This is a genomic window from Cyanobium sp. NIES-981, assembly GCF_900088535.1.
Taxonomy (GTDB): Bacteria; Cyanobacteriota; Cyanobacteriia; order PCC-6307; family Cyanobiaceae; genus NIES-981.
Genome location: NZ_LT578417.1, coordinates 1,164,961 through 1,180,542, shown reverse-complemented (window position 1 = coordinate 1,180,542; position 15,582 = coordinate 1,164,961). Strand labels below are relative to the sequence as shown.

At 71.3% G+C, this 15,582-nt stretch carries 16 protein-coding genes and 1 tRNA gene; 5 read left to right on the top strand and 12 right to left on the bottom strand.

Annotation, left to right across the window (positions count from 1 at the left end; all coding sequences use genetic code 11):
- Positions 1-20 precede the first annotated feature (20 nt).
- Both fabG and CBM981_RS05945 read right to left on the bottom strand, forming a co-directional pair.
- The gene (gene fabG, locus CBM981_RS05950) at positions 21-773 is read right to left on the bottom strand and encodes a 3-oxoacyl-[acyl-carrier-protein] reductase (protein ID WP_087067670.1); all 753 of its coding nucleotides are present in this window, start codon (positions 771-773) and stop codon (positions 21-23) included.
- Positions 774-825: 52 nt separating this feature from the next.
- A complete protein-coding gene (locus CBM981_RS05945) occupies positions 826-1,659 on the bottom strand; it encodes a glycosyltransferase family 9 protein (protein ID WP_087067669.1) in 834 nt (277 codons plus the stop codon).
- Between the two features lie 70 nt (positions 1,660-1,729).
- Here CBM981_RS05945 and ispD point away from each other — a divergent pair, with 70 nt between their 5' ends.
- Positions 1,730-2,437 (top strand): 2-C-methyl-D-erythritol 4-phosphate cytidylyltransferase, encoded by a 708-nt coding sequence (ispD, locus tag CBM981_RS05940; RefSeq protein WP_087067668.1) that lies wholly within the window; start codon positions 1,730-1,732, stop codon positions 2,435-2,437.
- Here the strand turns inward: ispD and CBM981_RS05935 are convergent.
- On the bottom strand, positions 2,421-3,350 hold the full coding sequence (locus CBM981_RS05935; protein WP_087067667.1) for an LD-carboxypeptidase: 930 nt from the start codon (positions 3,348-3,350) through the stop codon (positions 2,421-2,423). The genes ispD and CBM981_RS05935 overlap by 17 nt on opposite strands.
- Positions 3,347-4,279, bottom strand: coding sequence for a 4-hydroxybenzoate polyprenyltransferase (locus CBM981_RS05930; protein WP_087069233.1), 933 nt, complete (start codon positions 4,277-4,279; stop codon positions 3,347-3,349). Before CBM981_RS05930 ends, CBM981_RS05935 begins: the two co-directional genes overlap by 4 nt.
- A 79-nt stretch (positions 4,280-4,358) precedes the next feature.
- Here CBM981_RS05930 and CBM981_RS05925 point away from each other — a divergent pair, with 79 nt between their 5' ends.
- Positions 4,359-5,972: a Ppx/GppA phosphatase family protein gene (locus CBM981_RS05925; protein WP_225867555.1), complete on the top strand. Its 1,614-nt coding sequence runs from the start codon at positions 4,359-4,361 to the stop codon at positions 5,970-5,972.
- Here CBM981_RS05925 and CBM981_RS05920 read toward each other — a convergent pair.
- Positions 5,953-6,756, bottom strand: a complete 804-nt coding sequence (locus CBM981_RS05920; RefSeq protein ID WP_087067665.1) for a helix-turn-helix domain-containing protein — start codon at positions 6,754-6,756, stop codon at positions 5,953-5,955. The genes CBM981_RS05925 and CBM981_RS05920 overlap by 20 nt on opposite strands.
- Before the next feature lie 187 nt (positions 6,757-6,943).
- A tRNA-Val gene (locus tag CBM981_RS05915) sits at positions 6,944-7,015 on the bottom strand.
- Between the two features lie 140 nt (positions 7,016-7,155).
- On the opposite strand from CBM981_RS05915, the gene CBM981_RS05910 reads away from it, so the two are divergent.
- On the top strand, positions 7,156-8,658 hold the full coding sequence (locus tag CBM981_RS05910; RefSeq protein ID WP_087067664.1) for an FAD-dependent oxidoreductase: 1,503 nt from the start codon (positions 7,156-7,158) through the stop codon (positions 8,656-8,658).
- Here CBM981_RS05910 and cobM read toward each other — a convergent pair.
- From cobM to petC, 4 genes are all read right to left on the bottom strand, one after another.
- Entirely contained in the window at positions 8,620-9,390 is a 771-nt protein-coding gene (gene cobM, locus CBM981_RS05905) for a precorrin-4 C(11)-methyltransferase (protein WP_225867554.1), read from the bottom strand. The genes CBM981_RS05910 and cobM overlap by 39 nt on opposite strands.
- Positions 9,387-10,244: a prolipoprotein diacylglyceryl transferase gene (gene lgt, locus CBM981_RS05900; protein ID WP_087067663.1), complete on the bottom strand. Its 858-nt coding sequence runs from the start codon at positions 10,242-10,244 to the stop codon at positions 9,387-9,389. Before lgt ends, cobM begins: the two co-directional genes overlap by 4 nt.
- Positions 10,245-10,327: 83 nt before the next feature.
- The gene (petA, locus tag CBM981_RS05895) at positions 10,328-11,263 is read right to left on the bottom strand and encodes a cytochrome f (protein ID WP_087067662.1); all 936 of its coding nucleotides are present in this window, start codon (positions 11,261-11,263) and stop codon (positions 10,328-10,330) included.
- A gap of 37 nt (positions 11,264-11,300) precedes the next feature.
- Positions 11,301-11,849: a cytochrome b6-f complex iron-sulfur subunit gene (petC, locus tag CBM981_RS05890; protein ID WP_087067661.1), complete on the bottom strand. Its 549-nt coding sequence runs from the start codon at positions 11,847-11,849 to the stop codon at positions 11,301-11,303.
- Positions 11,850-12,020: 171 nt separating this feature from the next.
- On the opposite strand from petC, the gene CBM981_RS05885 reads away from it, so the two are divergent.
- Positions 12,021-12,350, top strand: a complete 330-nt coding sequence (locus tag CBM981_RS05885) for a DUF3067 family protein (RefSeq protein ID WP_369801671.1) — start codon at positions 12,021-12,023, stop codon at positions 12,348-12,350.
- Here the strand turns inward: CBM981_RS05885 and tatC are convergent.
- Together tatC and CBM981_RS05875 are read right to left on the bottom strand one after the other, a co-directional pair.
- Entirely contained in the window at positions 12,347-13,168 is an 822-nt protein-coding gene (gene tatC / locus CBM981_RS05880) for a twin-arginine translocase subunit TatC (RefSeq protein ID WP_197686670.1), read from the bottom strand. The two genes, CBM981_RS05885 and tatC, sit on opposite strands and share 4 nt — an antisense overlap.
- Positions 13,165-14,889: an NFACT family protein gene (locus CBM981_RS05875; protein ID WP_172820834.1), complete on the bottom strand. Its 1,725-nt coding sequence runs from the start codon at positions 14,887-14,889 to the stop codon at positions 13,165-13,167. The genes tatC and CBM981_RS05875 overlap by 4 nt, the downstream gene beginning before the upstream one ends.
- Positions 14,890-14,949: 60 nt before the next feature.
- Between CBM981_RS05875 and gmk the strand changes: the two genes are divergently transcribed.
- Positions 14,950-15,498 carry a guanylate kinase gene (gene gmk, locus CBM981_RS05870; RefSeq protein ID WP_087067658.1) on the top strand — a complete coding sequence of 183 codons (549 nt, stop codon included), beginning with the start codon at positions 14,950-14,952 and terminating at the stop codon, positions 15,496-15,498.
- Positions 15,499-15,582 lie beyond the last annotated feature (84 nt).

Genomic DNA, 15,582 nt, shown 5'->3' with positions numbered 1-15,582 from the left:
GACGGGCAGGACCTGGGGCGTCAGCGCATCACCATGCCGCCATCCACCTGCAGAACCTGGCCCGTCATGTAGGCCGCCGCAGGATCTGCGGCCAGGAAGCGCACAGCCCCGGCCACCTCCTCGGGCCGTCCCATGCGGCCCAGGGGAATGGCCTTGAGGATCGGCTCCTGGTCGAGCTCGGCGGTCATGTCGCTTTCGATGAAGCCGGGGGCCACCGCGTTCACGGTGACGCCCCGGCCGGCAAACTCGGCGGCGTTGCTGCGGGTGAGGCCGATCACCCCGGCCTTGGCGGCGCTGTAGTTGGCCTGGCCGGCGTTGCCGAACAGCCCCACCACCGACGTGATGTTGATGATCCGGCCCTGGCGGGCCCGGAGCATGGCCCGGCTCGCCGCACGGGTGCAGAGAAACACGCCGGTGAGGTTCAGGTCGATCACGCTCTGCCAGTCGGCTGTCTTCATGCGCATCACCAGGCCGTCGCGGGTGATGCCGGCATTGTTCACCAGCACGTCGAGCCGGCCATCGCGCTCGAGCACCGCCTTCACCATGCTGTCCACCTGGGCTTCATCGGCCACATCGGCCTGGAGGGCCCAGGCGCTGCCTCCGGCGGCCTCAATCCTGTTCACCACGGCCGCCGCGGCCTCGGCAGAACTGGCGTAGTTCACCACCACCGTGGCCCCGGCCTGGCCCAGTTCGCAGGCGATGGCGGCGCCGATGCCCCGGCTGGCGCCGGTGACCAGGGCAACCTGACCTGCAAGGGGAGCGGCGACGGCCATGGCGGTGGGGGAACTGGGGCCGATCGTATGGCGACGGGAGACGACCGCCGGATCAGCCGAGCCCGAGGGCCGTGAGCACCTCGGTGCTGCCCAGGTCAGCGAGCTGGCCTGGCTGCCCCAGGGCCCTCACCCCTTCGCGGCTGGGAAGTTGCCAGCCAGGCCGGCCGAGCGCCACCAGGGGCACCCCCAGCAGCACCGCCAGGTCGATGCTGGCCGGATCGCTGGCCAGCACCACATCGGCGCTGGCCAGGCTGGCGGCCCGCTGCAGCCAGGAACCGCCCCCCAGGCGGCCGCTGCGGAGGTTGGGGAGGCGGGCTCGGATCAGCTCGGGCAGCTCCTGCCAGTGTTCGGCCGGCCAGTCGGCGGCGCCGCCGGTCGGCGCCTGCAGCAGCAGGGGGCCATCGCCCGCCGGCAGCGCCGCCGCCGCCTCCTGCAAGGCTGCCGGCGGCACCTGTAGGCGGAAGCCCTGGGCATCGAGTTGCACCCCGATCGGCTGCAGCCAGGCCTGCCAGGCCTGGCAGGGCCAGAGGCCCTGGGGCTCCTGCACCCGCTCGGTGGCGGAGAAGCCTGCGGTGGCCAGACGGGTGGGGATGTGGCTCATCGCCAGCATCAGGTCCACCTGCCGGCCGCTGGCACGGTTGATGCAGAGCTGGAAGTCCGGCTCCCGCACGGAGCCCAGCAGGTTGGCCCAGTCGGCCAGGGTGGCGTTGGCCCAGTTGAACGGGATCGCCCGGCCCACCCCCGGGTGGAGGCCCCAGAGCGTCACGGCCTCGGCGGGACAGACCACCTGAACCTCAGCCCGAAGCTGGTTCGCCACGGCCGCCACGGCGGGGAAGGCCTGGAGCTGCCGGCTGCTGTCGCCCGGGATCAGGAACAGGGCGCGCATCGGAGGGGGCAGGCACGGCGGCCTGATTGTATGGAGCCAGCCTGGAGAGCCCCCGCCTGGGGAGACGCCTTTGCATCTGTTGATCGCCGCCGCCGGCACCGGTCGCCGCATGGGCACCGCCGGCAACAAGCTCCTGCTGGAGGTGGCGGGCCGTCCCGTGCTCGCCTGGACCCTCGATGCCGCGCTGGCCTGCCCCGCCATCACCTGGATCGGCATCGTGGGCCAGCCTGTGGACGAGGCCCCCATCAGGGCCATCGTGGCCGCGGCCCGGCCGGATCGCCCGGTGACGTGGATCCTGGGGGGCGACACCCGTCAGGAGTCCGTGAGCCGCGGGCTGGCGGCGCTGCCCCCGGAGGCCGCCGGCGTGCTGATTCACGATGGGGCCCGCTGTCTGGTGGAGCCGGCGCTGCTGGCCCGCTGTGCCGCCGCCGTGGAGGCCGGAGCGGCCGTGATCGCCGCCACGCCGGTGACCGACACCATCAAGCAGGTGGATGAACGGGGCGCCATTGAGGCGACACCGGACCGCCGCCGCCTCTGGGCGGCCCAGACACCGCAGGGGTTTCCCGTGGCAGACCTGCGGGCCGCCCATGCGGTGGCCGCGCGCGAGGGATGGAGCGTCACGGACGACGCCGCCCTGTTCGAGCGGCTGGGGCGCAGCGTGCAGGTGATGCAATCCCCGCCCTCGAACATCAAGCTCACCACGCCCTTCGATCTGATCGTGGCCGAGGCGGTGCTGGCCGCGCAGCGGCCTGCCCGACAGCTCACTCCAGAAGGGTGAGCAGGCCCGTCGTCCCGTCCAGCCGTGCCCAGCGGCCGAGAGGCAGGGCCGCATTCCCTACCCCATGCCCCACGGGCAGGTCGGCCAGGATGGGCACACCCAGATCGGCCGTGCGCTCGCGCAGCACCTGCTCCACGTTGAACCGGGGGGCTGCATCGGCCTCCCGGGTGGCACCGGGCTGCTCCTCAGGTTCGTCGCAAGCCGTGAACTGGCCGAATCCGATGCCAGCCAGCTGGCGCAGGGCCCCGCTCAGGCGCCACTGGGTGAGCATGCGGTCGATGCGGTAAGGGGCTTCGCCCACATCCTCCAGCACCAGGATGGCCCCCCTGAGTTCGGGCAGGTGGGGGGTGCCCAGCAGGTGCGTGGCCACCGTGAGGTTGGCCGCGATCAGGGGGCCCTCCGCCCTGCCCCCTTGCCAGGCCACCCCCTCCAGGGCAGGAACCGGGGCGCCGAACAGCAGTGCCCGCAGGCGTTCCTGGCTCCAGGCCGGCTCGGCGGCCAGGGTGCTGAGCAGCGGGCCATGGATGCCGCCACCCTTCCCCTGGCCCAGCTGGGACCACAGCAGGGCGGTCACGTCACTGAAGCCGAGCAGCCAGCGGGTCTGCAGCGGCAGGGGCGTTTCCAGCAACCGTGCGGCGCCCCAGCCGCCCCGCAGGCAGGCCAGCAGTCCGGCGCCCACCTGATCGGCCCGCAGCAGATCCTGGCGCCGTTCCTCATCGCGGCCCGCCAGGTAGCCCCAGCCCCGCTGCTGCAGCGGTCGCCGCTCCACCTCCAGCCCCCAGGCCTCCAGCACGGCGATCCCCGCCTCCAGCCGCTCCAGGACTCCAGGACCCACCAGGGCTGAGCTCGCCGCCACCAGGGCCACCCTGTCGCCCGGCTGGAGAGCGCTGGGCAGGGGGAGCGCCGGCTTCATGGCAGCCGCCCCAGCACCAGGGCCAGCAGCAGCAGCCCACCCAGCCACACCTGCCGGCTGAAGTGGCGGCCGAAGAAGCCGGCGGATCCCGGGGGGCGGCGCAGGGCGAGACCCTCGCGCACCATGCCGAGGGCCGCCACCGCCCCCACGGCCCAGCCCAGGGGCTGGAGGGCAGCGGGCCCAGGGGGCAGGTGCAGGGCTGCCAGGGCCAGGCAGGCGGCGGTGCCCCCGTAGCAGAGGGTCACCACGGCCGGAGCCCGGGCCCCCAGGCTGAGGGCGCTGCTGCGCACTCCGATGCGGCGGTCGTCGTCCCGGTCAGCCATGGCATACACGGTGTCGAAGCCGAAGGTCCACAGCACGGTGGCCAGCCAGGCCATGGCCAGGGGCCATCCCTGCAGGGAGCCGCTGGCGGCGGCCCAGGGGATCAGCACCGCGAAGCCCCAGCAGATGGCGAGCACGAGCTGGGGGAAGGCGAACCAGCGCTTGGCCGAGGGGTACAGCAGCACCGGTGGCAGGGTGGCGAGCGCCAGCAGCAGGCAGAGGCCGCGGTTGGCGGCGGGCAGGCCCCACAGCACCACGGCCAGGGCCAGCAGCAGGAAGAGCAGCAGCAGCCCCAGGGCTTCCGCCACCCCCACCCGCCCCGCGGCGAGCGGCCGGCGGCGGGTGCGGTCCACCTGGGTATCGATGCGCCGGTCCCACAGGTCGTTGGCGATGCAGCCCGCCGCACTCACCGCCAGGCCCCCCACCACCACGGCCAGCACCAGGGGAACGGGGGGCGGCGCCTGGGGCAGCAGCCAGAGGCTCCAGCCCGCCGGGATCAGCAGGATCAGACGGCCGCTGGGCTTGTGCCAGCGGACCAGTTCCAGCCAGGCCCGCAGGGTCGTGGCTGTCCTGGCGGCGAAAGGCCTCCGGTGTGCGGCGCTTCCCATGCCTCCCCATCGCTGGGTCGAACGGTAGGGCGGCAGCACCCGGTGCAAGAGTGGGCGAGCCATGGCTGTGATCAGTTCGATGGCTGAGCCCTCCAGCGCCCCGGGTTCCGATCGCCGCCGGGTGGCCGCCATCGACATCGGCACCAACTCGATTCACCTGCTGATCGCCGAGGTGGATGAAGCCCTGCGCAGCTTCTCGGTGCTGCTGGCCGAGAAGGCCACCACGCGCCTGGGGGAACGGGACCCGGAGACGGGGGACCTGAGCCCCGCCTCGATCGAGCGGGCCTTCCGCACCCTCCGCCACGACAAGGCCCTGGCCGAGAGCCATGGTGTCGAGCAGATCGTCACGGCCGCCACCAGCGCCGTGCGGGAAGCGCCCAACGGCCGTGATTTCCTCCAGGCCCTCGACGACCAGCTCGGCCTCACGGTGGATCTGGTGAGTGGTCCGGAAGAGGCCCGGCTGATCTATCTCGGCGTGCTCTCCGGCATGAGCTTCGGCGAGCAGCCCCACCTGATCCTCGACATCGGCGGCGGCTCCACGGAACTGGTGCTGGGGGACGGGCGGGATGCCCGGGCACTCACCAGCACCCGCATCGGGGCCGTGCGGCTGCAGCGGGAGTTCTGCCAGCAGGAGCCGCTGCCGGAGGGGCGGCGCCGCTTCCTGCAGGCCTACATCCAGGGTGCCCTGGATCCTGCGGTGGCGGAGGTGAAGCGCGCCCTGCAGCCCGGGGAGCAGCCGCGCCTGGTGGGCACCAGCGGCACGGCCATGGCGATGGCCTCCCTGGCCTCTGCCGAGGATGCCAAGCCACCGCTGAAACTCCAGGGCTACTGCCTGCCCCGGGCCCGGCTCGATCAGCTGGTGGAGCGCCTGCTGGCCATGACGCCGGAGCAGCGCCGGGGCCTGTCCGCCATCAACGAACGCCGCGCCGAGATCATCGTGCCCGGGGCCCTGATCCTGCAGACCGCCATGGACCTGCTCGGCAGCCCTGAACTGGTGGTGTGCGACCGGGCGCTGCGGGAAGGGCTGATCGTGGACTGGATGCTGCGCAACCAGTTGCTGGGCGATCGCTTCTCCTTCCAGAGCAGCATCCGCGAGCGCACGGTGCTGCACCTGGCCCAGAGCTACGGCATCGAGCGGGAGCGGGCCGACCGCGTGGCCGCCTACGCCCTCAGCCTCTACGACCAGACCCGGGGGGTGCTGCACCACGACGCCGGCGAGGGGCGGACCCTGCTCTGGGCGGCGGCCCAGCTGCACACCTGCGGCAAGAGCATCAACATCTCGGCGTACCACAAGCACACCTGGTACCTGATCCGGCATGGCGAGCTGCTCGGGTACTCCCAGGCGGAGCACCTGATGGTGGCGGCCATCGCCCGCTATCACCGCCGCAGCCTGCCCAAGAAGCGGCATGAGTCGTGGCAGCTGATCGAGGAGCGGGACCAGCGGCGCACGGTGTTCTCCATGGCCCTGCTGCTGCGGCTGGCGGCGGCGCTGGACCGCCGCCCGGCCCGCCTGATCGCCAGCCTGACGGTGCATCAGCCCGCCGACGGCGTGCTGGAGCTGGAGCTGGTACCCCTCCCCGCCGAGCCGGGGGATCCCCCCCATGACCTCGGACTCGAGCGCTGGAGCCTGCGCTCCTGTGCGGAGGTGGTGGCGGAAGCCAGTGGCCTAGAGCTCAGGGTGCGGGAGCCTTGAACCGCTGCCAGCGCACCTGATCAATGCGGCCGAGCGGCCGTGGGCCGGCACCGGGTTCCGCCACTTCCACCAGGTCGGGACGGCCTGCCAGCACCAGCAGATCTCCCCGGTAGGGGAAGCTCCGCTCACCTTCGAGGGTGCCCCGGAACAGGCTGGTGCCGGTGGCGGTGCGCACCTCCAGCCAGCTGGCCTGACCGGCTTTGAGGGTCAGGGCGTCGGATTGGGGAGTGGGGGCCGGCCGGGCGGCAGGAGACCGGGAAGGAGAAGGGGAGGCAGCGTTCTTCGGCGTGGTCGTGGCCGCCTGGGGGGAGGGCGGCATGGTCGTGGGCAGGATGCGCCACGCCGCCAGGCCAGCCGCCCCCACCAGGGCGGCCAGCCCCACGAGCTTGAGGGGTGTGGGGATGGCACCGCCACGGGACCGGCCCGTGCCGCCCGGCCGAGGTGGGAGATCCCGTGGCGGTGCCTTGATCACGACCGGCTCTGCCGGAGCCGCGGCCGTCCCCCCCGCGGGGGCCTGGCTGCGTCGCAGGGCCTGGATTTCCGAATCGATGTTCACCCCGAGGGCGCAGGCGACCCGCCGGGCCTGGGCGATCACGAACACCTGCTCCGGCAGGGCTGCGGTGTCCGCCTGCTCCAGGGAGTGCAATTGTTCCCGGCCCATGTGGAGCCGTCGGGCCAGATCATCGAGGCTGATGCCCTCCCGCAGCCGCGCTTCGTGCAGGCAGGTGCTCAGGCGCTGCAGATCGGGATTGGGCGGCAGATCGGGACTGGGGTCTCCACTCATGGGATCCGGCTGATCCTGGGTTGGCGATGGACGCAGGCACCGGGTCGTGGGGGACCACCCGGACACTGCCGTCAGGCAGGCCAGCTGCAACAAGGGTTGCAGCTCTGGTCGGGAGATGCAAGCGCATCACGCCGGCAAGGGCGGCAGGACCCGGGCACGGGAGCTGGGCTGTGGGACCCGTTTGAGATGGGCGATACTGGATTCGAACCAGTGACCCCTTCCGTGTGAAGGAAGTGCGCTACCGCTGTGCTAATCGCCCTGACAGCCGAGGCTCCGCGAGGAAGACCCCAACGGATCAGAGCTTAAAACACCGCCCGCTGCGACTCCCCCTGCTGCGACTCCCCCTGCTGCGACGCCCGTGACCCGATCGGCGAACATGGCTGCAGCTCGAGCGAATCCGTGAGCACGGCCACCGACTCCTGCCCTGCCGGCTCAGCCGCGGCGGCGGCGCCCTTGGATGTGCTGATCGTGGGCGGTGGGGTGTGCGGTACCGCCCTCCTGTTCGAGCTGGCCCGTTACACCGACCTCAGACGGGTGGCCCTGGTGGAGCGCTACGACCGCCTGGCCCTGGTGAATTCGCGGGCCACCAACAACAGCCAGACCATCCACTGCGGTGACATCGAGACCAACTACACCCTGGAGAAGGCCCTGCGGGTGAAGCGCACGGCCGAGATGATCGTGCGCTACGCCGAGTTGCTCGACCCAGCCACCCGGGAGCGTTGCGTGTTCCGTACCCCGAAGATGGTGCTCGGCGTGGGGCCCGCCGAATGCGCCTTCCTGCGGGAGCGCTTCGCCCGCTTCTCCCCCCATTTCCCGGCCATGGAGCTGCTGGACAAGCAGGCCATCGCCGAGTGGGAGCCCAGCGTGGCCCTGGTGGACGGCAGCCCGCGGCCCGAGGATCTCGTGGCGATCGGCATCCGCCGCACCTACACCGCCGTGGATTACGAGGCCCTCGCCGCCTCGTTCGTGGATCAGGCCCGTGCCGCTGTGGAGCACACCGACAGGGAGATCCTGCTCAAGCTCGGCACCAGCGTGTGCCGCATCACCCCGGAGGGTGAGGGTTACCGGGTGAGCCTGATGCCCACGCCCGGCGGCCAGGGTGCCGGCCTGGGTTCCCCTGAGCAGGCCTGCCGGGAGGTGTGGGCACGCCACGTGGTGGTGAACGCAGGGGCCCACAGCCTGCTGATGGCCCAGGCGATGGGCTACGGCCTGGAGTACTCGTGCCTGCCTGTGGCCGGGAGCTTCTACTTCACGCCGGACCTGCTCCGGGGCAAGGTGTACACCGTGCAGAACGACAAGCTGCCGTTCGCGGCCATCCACGGCGACCCCGACGTGAGAGCGCCGGGCAAGACCCGCTTCGGGCCCACAGCCCTGCTGCTGCCGCAGCTGGAGCGCTACAGGCCGGCCTCGTTCTGGGAGTTTCTGAAGGTGCTCCGGCTCGACTGGGCGGTGCTGGCGGTGTTCTGGCAGCTGCTGCGCATCGCGGACATCCGCAACTACATCCTCAAGAACCTGCTGTTCGAGGTGCCCTGGCTGCGCAGGCGCCTGTTCCTGGCGGATGTCCGCAAGATCGTGCCCGGCATGAAGCTGCAGGATCTCAGCTTCGCCGAAGGGTATGGAGGGGTGCGCCCCCAGCTGATCGACAAGCGCCAGCGCCGGCTGATGCTCGGGGAAGCCAGCATTGAGGCCGAGCCGGGCCTGGTGTTCAATGTGACCCCCTCGCCCGGCGGCACCTGCTGTCTGGGGAACGCCGCCCGCGACCTCGAACGGATCGTGGCGCGGCTGGGCTGCCGCTTCGATCGCGAGCGCCTGGAGCGGGAGCTCCATGGCGACGCTGGGGACGAGCCTGGATCTGCCGGCGGTTCAGGCCCCACCGCGGAACAGGTGGGAGTGGCTGGCTGAGTAGAGCCTGGAGCGGGCCTGGGTGGTGCCCGCCAGGGCGGGGCTCACCACATAGAGCGTGGTGCGGATCAGGCCCCGTTCGCGGCTGAGGCGTGCCATGTCCGTGAGGGGAACCACCTGAATCCACTGGTCGGGCCAGCTCACCCGGTATCCGATCGCCACCGGTGTCTCGGCCGGATAGTGCTGCAGCAGCTCCTGCTGCACCTCCTCCACGTGGCGGGCACTGAGGTAGAGGCAGAGGGAGGCCTGCAGGGCCGCCAGTCGGCCCAGGGACTCCCGCTCGGGAACCCCGGTGCGTCCGCCGGCCCGTCCGAGCACGATCGTCTGCACCAGTCCCGGGATCGTGAGCTCCTGCTGCAGGGCGGACGCTGCGGCCTGATAGGCGCTGAGCCCGGGCACCACCTCCACCGCCACGCCGGCGTCGGCCAGACGGCAGATCTGCTCGTTGAGGGCCCCGTAGAGGCACGGATCGCCATCGTGGAGGCGCACCACGCGTTGGCCGGCCTTGGCCCGCTCGAGCACCACCGCCATCACCTCCTCCAGGGTGAGGCTGCTGGTGCGGATGCGTTCACAGGGCTCCGGGGCGAGGGCCGCGACCTGGGGATTCACCAGGGAATCGGTCCACACCAGCACCTCGGCCTGCTCCAGGGCCCGCAGCGCCCGCAGGGTGAGCAGATCGGGAGCGCCGGGGCCGGCCCCCACGATCTTCACCACGGGATCCTGCTGGCTCAAGGGGTCACCCCACTGGGGTCGGGCAGGGGCCGATGGCGGCCGTAGAGCCACCAGAGACCCAGACCCCCCAGGGCGATCAGCAGCAGGCTGATCACCTGGGCCATGCGCAGGCCGCCCTCACAGAACGGGGGCTCGGAGAACAGGCAGAGGGGGTCGAGGCGCAGTCCCTCAATCCAGATGCGCCCGGCGCTGTAGGCCATCAGATACACACAGCTCAGGCTGCCCGGCGGCAGCGCAAGCCGTCCGCGCTGGCCCTGGCGAAACAGCACCAGCAACAGCACGCACACCCCCACATTCCAGAGCGATTCGTAGAGAAAGGTGGGGTGGAAATCCATCTGATCGAGGAACTCGGCCGGACGGTTGGCCAGGGGGATCCGCAGCTTCCAGGGCAGCTGGGTGGGCAGGCCGAAGGCCTCGGAATTGAAGAAGTTGCCCCAGCGGCCGATCGCCTGGCCCAGGGCCACGGCCGGCATCAGCACATCCAGCAGGGGCCAGAAGCGCTGGCGCCGCCAGCGGCAATAGAGGATCGTGGTGATGGCACCGCCGATCAGGGCACCGTGGATGGCGATGCCACCCCGCCAGATGGCCAGGGCGTCGGTCCAGTTGTCGGCGTACTGGCGCCACTCCAGCAGCACGTAGTAGAGGCGGGCGCCGATCACCGCCCCCAGCACCAGCAGGGGCAGCAGATCGGCGATCAGGGCCGGATCGATCCCCCGGGCCCGGCCGAGGCGGGTGGCCAGCATCAGGCCGGCGAGCACCGCCAGGGCGATCAGCAGCCCATACCAGCGCAGGCTGAGCGGGCCCAGCTGGAACACCAGGGGCCCGGGGGAGGTGAAGGTGAGGAGAACGCTCAACGGGAAGGAAGGCGATGTTGAGGCAACGGCCAGCCCAGCCGGAGAGACCATGGGACCGGTCAGAAGGTCGCTCAGGAGGGGCCTCAGACGATGCCTTCGGCGGCCTGCACCTTCTCGACCTGACGCTTCTTGAGCACCAGGAAGATCTGGGCCACGGCGATGGCCGCGAAGAAGGCGAGCAGGCCGTAGATCCGCACGGGGTTCTGCAGCACCACCTCGGCATCCACCTGGCCGAAGCCACCCACGTTCGGGTCGTTGGTGAGTGCAGCACCGGCGGCCACCACATCCCCCACCGCGGCGGTGACGGTGGGGCCCGCCGGGATGGTTTCGCTCACGCTGGAGCCATCGGCGGTGCTGATCTCCACCACGGTGCCGCCGCCGTCAGCCGGGGTGATCGACGCCACGGTGCCGGCTGCGGAAGCTGTGAACACGGCGTTGTTGGACTTCTCGCCGGTGGGGTACACCTGTCCGCGGCCGCGGTTGCCGCCGATGTGGAGCTGGTACTTGCCGAAGTGGATGCTGCTGTCGGTGGCCGGGTCCGGCGCCAGCACCGGGAACACGATCTCCTGGTGCTGGTCGCCGGGCAGGGGGCCCACCAGCAGGATGTTCGGCTGGTCGTCGGAATACTGCGAGTAGAAGACGCCGGCCGTCTCCTCCTTGAGTTCCTCGCTCATCCGATCCTGCGGGGCCAGGGTGAATCCATCGGGCAGCATCACCACGGCGCCCACGTTGAGGCCGGTGCCGCTGCCGTCACCGGACACCTGCTGCACGGACGTGTCGTAGGGGATTTCCACCACCGCCTTGAACACCGTGTCGGGGAAGACGGCCTGGGGCACTTCCACCCGGGTGGCCTTCTTGGCCAGGTGGCAGTTGGCACAGACGATCTTGCCGGTGGCTTCGCGGGGGCTGGCGTAGTTCTGCTGGGCCCAGAAGGGGTAGGCCCAGCTCGGGGCCGCGGCCCCGAGGAGAACGAGGAAACCGAGCAGGGAGCCGAGCAGCAGGGAGAAGGGGCGGCGCATCACAGAAGGGGCGACAGGAGCGGAGAGGGAAAGCGGATCAGACCCACCAGGGCTTGTCGCCGTTGCGGAAGTCGGTTTCGGTCCACTGGCTCAGAAACACGTTGTCGTTCTCGACCGACACGTGGGCCAGGGCCAGGGACAGCGGCGCCGGGCCGCGCACCACCTTGCCGGTGGCGTCGTACTGGGAGCCATGGCAGGGGCAGATGAACTTGTTCTGGCCGCTGTTCCAGGGCACCACGCAGCCCAGGTGGGTGCAGATGGCATTGATGCCGTAGCTGCCGATGGCGTCATCCCCCTCGACGATCAGGTAGGTGGGGTCGCCCTTGAGACCCTGCACCAGGCTGCGGTCTCCCTCCTTGTGGCCGCCGAGCCAGCCGCTGGCGGTGACGGGATTGCCCAGCTCGTCCTTCGCCGCGGTGCCGCCGCCGCTGCCCGCGGCCTTGGGGGGGATGAAGTAGTTCACCACCGGGTAGAGCGCACCGAGCGCCACGCCGGTGACCGACCCGAAGGTCAGCAGGTTCATGAACTGCCGACGACCCATTCCGGGCACATCACCGCTCGAAGCGCTCGCTGGCATCTGGGTCATACGGGGCGGCTCGGAAGGCACAGCAACGTGGCGGCCACATTAGGGCCTGCTCCTCCCGCTCAGGGCCGCTGGTGCGGGCTCCGCCAGGCTCTGCAACAACCCGTTGCGGAGATGGGGTGTGCCAGGGTTTCCCTGGTACGGGGAGGTGGCTCCCTGCCCAAGGGCCTGGCCGTGGATTCCTCCCCCCCGCTCACTGCCGAGGAGTTGCTCTCCCTGCTGCGCAGCCGCTGGCAGGCCAGCTACGACCTCCAGCTGGTGCAGCGCCGTGGTCGCCTGTATCTGCAGGTGATGTGGGCCTACCTCGAGCAGCAGTCGTTCCCGCTTTCCGCGGACGTCTACACCGCCAAGCTGGACCAGATGGCCGGGCTGCTCAACGGCCTCGGCGTGGCTGCCCAGGTGCGCCGCTGGCTGCAGACCACCGCCGACAAGCCGCGGCTGGGCCGGGCGCTGGGCCTGCCGCTGGAACTGCCGCCGGAGCGGGCCAGCGAGTTCCTGCTCTAGCCGCGCAGGCGCTCCGCCAGGGCCACCAGGCCCACCCCCGCCAGGTAGAGCCCCGTGATCGCTCCGGTGAGCAGCAGCATGGTCACCGGGTCGGTGGAGGGCGTGAGCACCGCTCCCCCCAGGGCCGCGAGCAGCACCACCCAGCGCCAGGCCGCGAGCATGGCCCTGGCCCGCACCAGGCCGAGAGCTCCCAGCAGCAGCTGCAGCACCGGCAGCTGGAAAGCCAGGGCAGTGGCCACCATCAGCAGCAGCACGAAATCGAGGTAGCGCTCGATCGACCAGCTCGGCTCCACCACATCGGCGCCGTAGCTCACCAGGAAGCGCAGGGCCGCCGGCACCAGGGCCCACCAGGCGAAGGCCAGCCCCGCGGCAAAGAGCACGGCCGAGCCCGCCACGGCTGGGGCCACCAGGCGTCGCTCCCGCCGGGTCAGCCCCGGCAGCACGAAGGCCAGCCCCTCGTAGAGGATGTAGGGCAGGGCCAGGGTGAGACCGGCGTAGCCGGCCACCTTCAGCGACACGAACAGAAACTCCCCGGGGGCGAGCTGCAGGAAGCGGATGCCATCGGCCGGCACCTCCAGCAACCGCACCAGCGGCTTCACGAAGGCCAGGCACAGGGCCGCCCCCACCAACAGGGCCAGCAGGCTGCGCAGGATCCGCCGGCGCAGCTCCTCGAGATGGTCCACCAGGCTCATCTCCACCTCGCCGGGGAAGTCACCCCCCGCTTCGGAATGACGTTCCTCCACAGCGGGGGGCCGGTCGATCCGGATCGGCGGCGGTGGCTCCAGGCCTGAAGGATCCTCGCGGGCGCTGTCGGTCATGGCTGCTGTGCTGCCAGCAGGGTAAGAGCCCGTTCGGGGTTGCCCCACATCACCTCGGCACTCCGGTGCCGCACGGTGCCGGGGGCCGCCCCTGGAATCCGTTGCAGCTGGTCGGTGGGCGCCATCACCACCGGCACCCTGCGGTTGCCGCGGCCGCGGCTGAAATGGGCAGCCAGATCGGCCGCGGCCTGGAGATCGGCCTCCTCGGCCACCTGCTCCGAGCTGCGCAGCACCACGTGGCTGCCCGGCAGTTCCTGGGCGTGGAACCACAGGTCGCCGCGCCGTGCCTGCCGGAACACGACCCATTCGTTCTGGCGGTGGTTGCGCCCCACCTGCAGGCAGAGCCCGTTGGGGCTGCGCAGTTCCAGAGGTCTGGGCTCGCCGCTCCGGCCCGATGGCGGCGAGCGCCGGGCAGCCGCGCCGGGGCCGCCGGGGGGATGGAGGTGGTCGTCGAGGTCCTGGCCCAGGGCCGCGAGCTCCTCGAGGCTGCCGGCCTGCTCCAGAAACGTGAGGCTGGCTTCGAGCCAGGCCAGGCGATGGCGATGGTGCTCCAGCCGTGCGCTGATGGAGGCCACCGAGCGGCGGCGCTTGCGGGCCTGCTGGTACAGCTTCTGGGCTGCGGCGATGCAGGCGCGGCTGGGCTGGCGCTGGCTCAGCAGGGCATCGGCCTGGCGCTGCAGGGCCTCGCTTTCCGGCACGGCATCCAGCAGCGCCTGCTGGGCGCTGGCCTGCCCTGTTTCCCTCTCCAGCAGCCGTTGCAGCTGCTGCTGGAGCTGGTGCTGCTGCCGCTGGAACGCCTGGCTGGCCAGCCAGTTGCCGTAGTAGCGGGCGAGAGCGGTGTTGATCGGCATGGGGGACGGGCCTGCTGACTCCCCATCCCGCGACGCCACCGCCGGCCCGGGGGCGCCGACCTCCTCGCGGAGGCACCAGCACCGGTAACCGTCGCCCTCCCGGCGCCAGCCGAAGCGCTCGCTCTCCACGGCTTCCAGCCACGCCTGCCACCGCTGCCACAGGCTCTCCCACTGCCGGGGCTCCAGATCCCCCACCGGCTGCCGCAGCCAGGGGCCCGGCGCCAGCTGGCGGGCCAGGGCCGGACTGATGCCCTGGTAGGCCGCACGCAGGGCCTGCTCCAGGGGCAGGGGCAGCAGGGCCACCTGCTGCTGCCAGCGCGCCATGGAGGTCTGGCGGTCCGGGGGATCGCCAGCCAGCGGTGGCGGGGCCTGGTAAGGATCGCCGGTGGCGATTGGTCGAAGCCGCGACTGCCGGCCGCGCACCTGCCGGCCCAGGGCCACCACCTGGCGGCCGCCGCGGCCATCCGGCTCCAGCAGGAGCAGGTTGCTGTGGCGGCCCATGAGCTCGGCCACCAGCCAGCGCCGGGGCGGCTCGCCGGGGCGGCGCGCGAACCCCAGCTCCACCACCCGCTCCCAGCCGGGCTGATGGATCTCGACGAGGGCGAGGCCTCCCAGGCCGTGCTGCAGCTGCTGGGCCAGGGTGCTGCCGGCGCCCTGCCGCGGCGGCGGATCGATGGCGTGCACCCGCGCGGCCTCGGCCTGCCAGCTCAGGGCCAGCCACTGGACACCCTGCAGGTGGCGCAGGGCCAGCTGGATCGTGCACGGATCGGCCTGTTGCGCCTTCTCCAGCCGGCTCGGCAGCAGCAGCGGCCGCCACTCGGCAAGCACGGCCTTGAGGCTGGTGACATCCAGGGTCTGCAGGCTCGCCATGGCCGCGCTGGAGCCCAGCCGCACACGCTTCTACTCTGCAGCCCTGCGTTCAGGTGCCGGATGGCCCGTCTCACCGTGATCACCGGACCGAGCGGGGTTGGCAAGGGCACCCTGGTGGCCGGCCTGCTGCGCCGTCACCCCGAGATCTGGCTGTCCGTGTCGGCCACCACGCGGGCACCGCGACCCGGTGAAACCGAGGGGGAGACCTATTTCTTCCTCAGTCGGGAGCTGTTCGAGCAGCAGGTGGCGGCCGGGGGGTTCCTGGAGTGGGCCGAATTCGCCGGAAATCTCTATGGCACGCCCCGGCAGCCCGTCGAGGAGCGGCTGGCGGCGGGCTGTCCGGTTCTCCTGGAGATCGAGCTCGAGGGAGCGCGGCAGGTGCGCCACACCTTTCCCGCCGGGTTTCAGCTGTTCATCAAGCCGCCTTCCTTTGCGGAGCTGGAACGCCGCATCCGTGGGCGGGGCACCGACAGTGAGGAGGCGATCCAGCGGCGGCTGCAGCGGGCCCGGGTGGAATTGGCGGCTGAAGCGGAGTTCGACGCCACCTTGATCAACGATGACCTGGCGGTGTCCTTGGAGCAGCTGGAGCAGCAGCTGGGCCTGCGCTGATCAGCAGCACTTCAAGGATCAGCATCTCAAGAATCGGCAGGGCAGCAGCATGAAAAAGCGGCCCATGGGGCCGCTTGCTTGGGT

Excerpts from the sequence above, each read along its gene's own strand:
- tatC (WP_197686670.1), bottom strand. The coding sequence starts at position 13,168 with ATGACCGACAGCGCCCGCGAGGATCCTTCAGGCCTGGAGCCACCGCCG.
- CBM981_RS05935 (WP_087067667.1), bottom strand. The coding sequence starts at position 3,350 with ATGAAGCCGGCGCTCCCCCTGCCCAGCGCTCTCCAGCCGGGCGACAGG.
- CBM981_RS05875 (WP_172820834.1), bottom strand. The coding sequence starts at position 14,889 with ATGGCGAGCCTGCAGACCCTGGATGTCACCAGCCTCAAGGCCGTGCTT.
- CBM981_RS05925 (WP_225867555.1), top strand. The coding sequence starts at position 4,359 with ATGGCTGAGCCCTCCAGCGCCCCGGGTTCCGATCGCCGCCGGGTGGCC.
- gmk (WP_087067658.1), top strand. The coding sequence starts at position 14,950 with ATGGCCCGTCTCACCGTGATCACCGGACCGAGCGGGGTTGGCAAGGGC.
- CBM981_RS05930 (WP_087069233.1), bottom strand. The coding sequence starts at position 4,279 with ATGGGAAGCGCCGCACACCGGAGGCCTTTCGCCGCCAGGACAGCCACG.
- CBM981_RS05945 (WP_087067669.1), bottom strand. The coding sequence starts at position 1,659 with ATGCGCGCCCTGTTCCTGATCCCGGGCGACAGCAGCCGGCAGCTCCAG.
- petC (WP_087067661.1), bottom strand. The coding sequence starts at position 11,849 with ATGACCCAGATGCCAGCGAGCGCTTCGAGCGGTGATGTGCCCGGAATG.
- petA (WP_087067662.1), bottom strand. The coding sequence starts at position 11,263 with ATGCGCCGCCCCTTCTCCCTGCTGCTCGGCTCCCTGCTCGGTTTCCTC.
- CBM981_RS05920 (WP_087067665.1), bottom strand. The coding sequence starts at position 6,756 with ATGAGTGGAGACCCCAGTCCCGATCTGCCGCCCAATCCCGATCTGCAG.
- fabG (WP_087067670.1), bottom strand. The coding sequence starts at position 773 with ATGGCCGTCGCCGCTCCCCTTGCAGGTCAGGTTGCCCTGGTCACCGGC.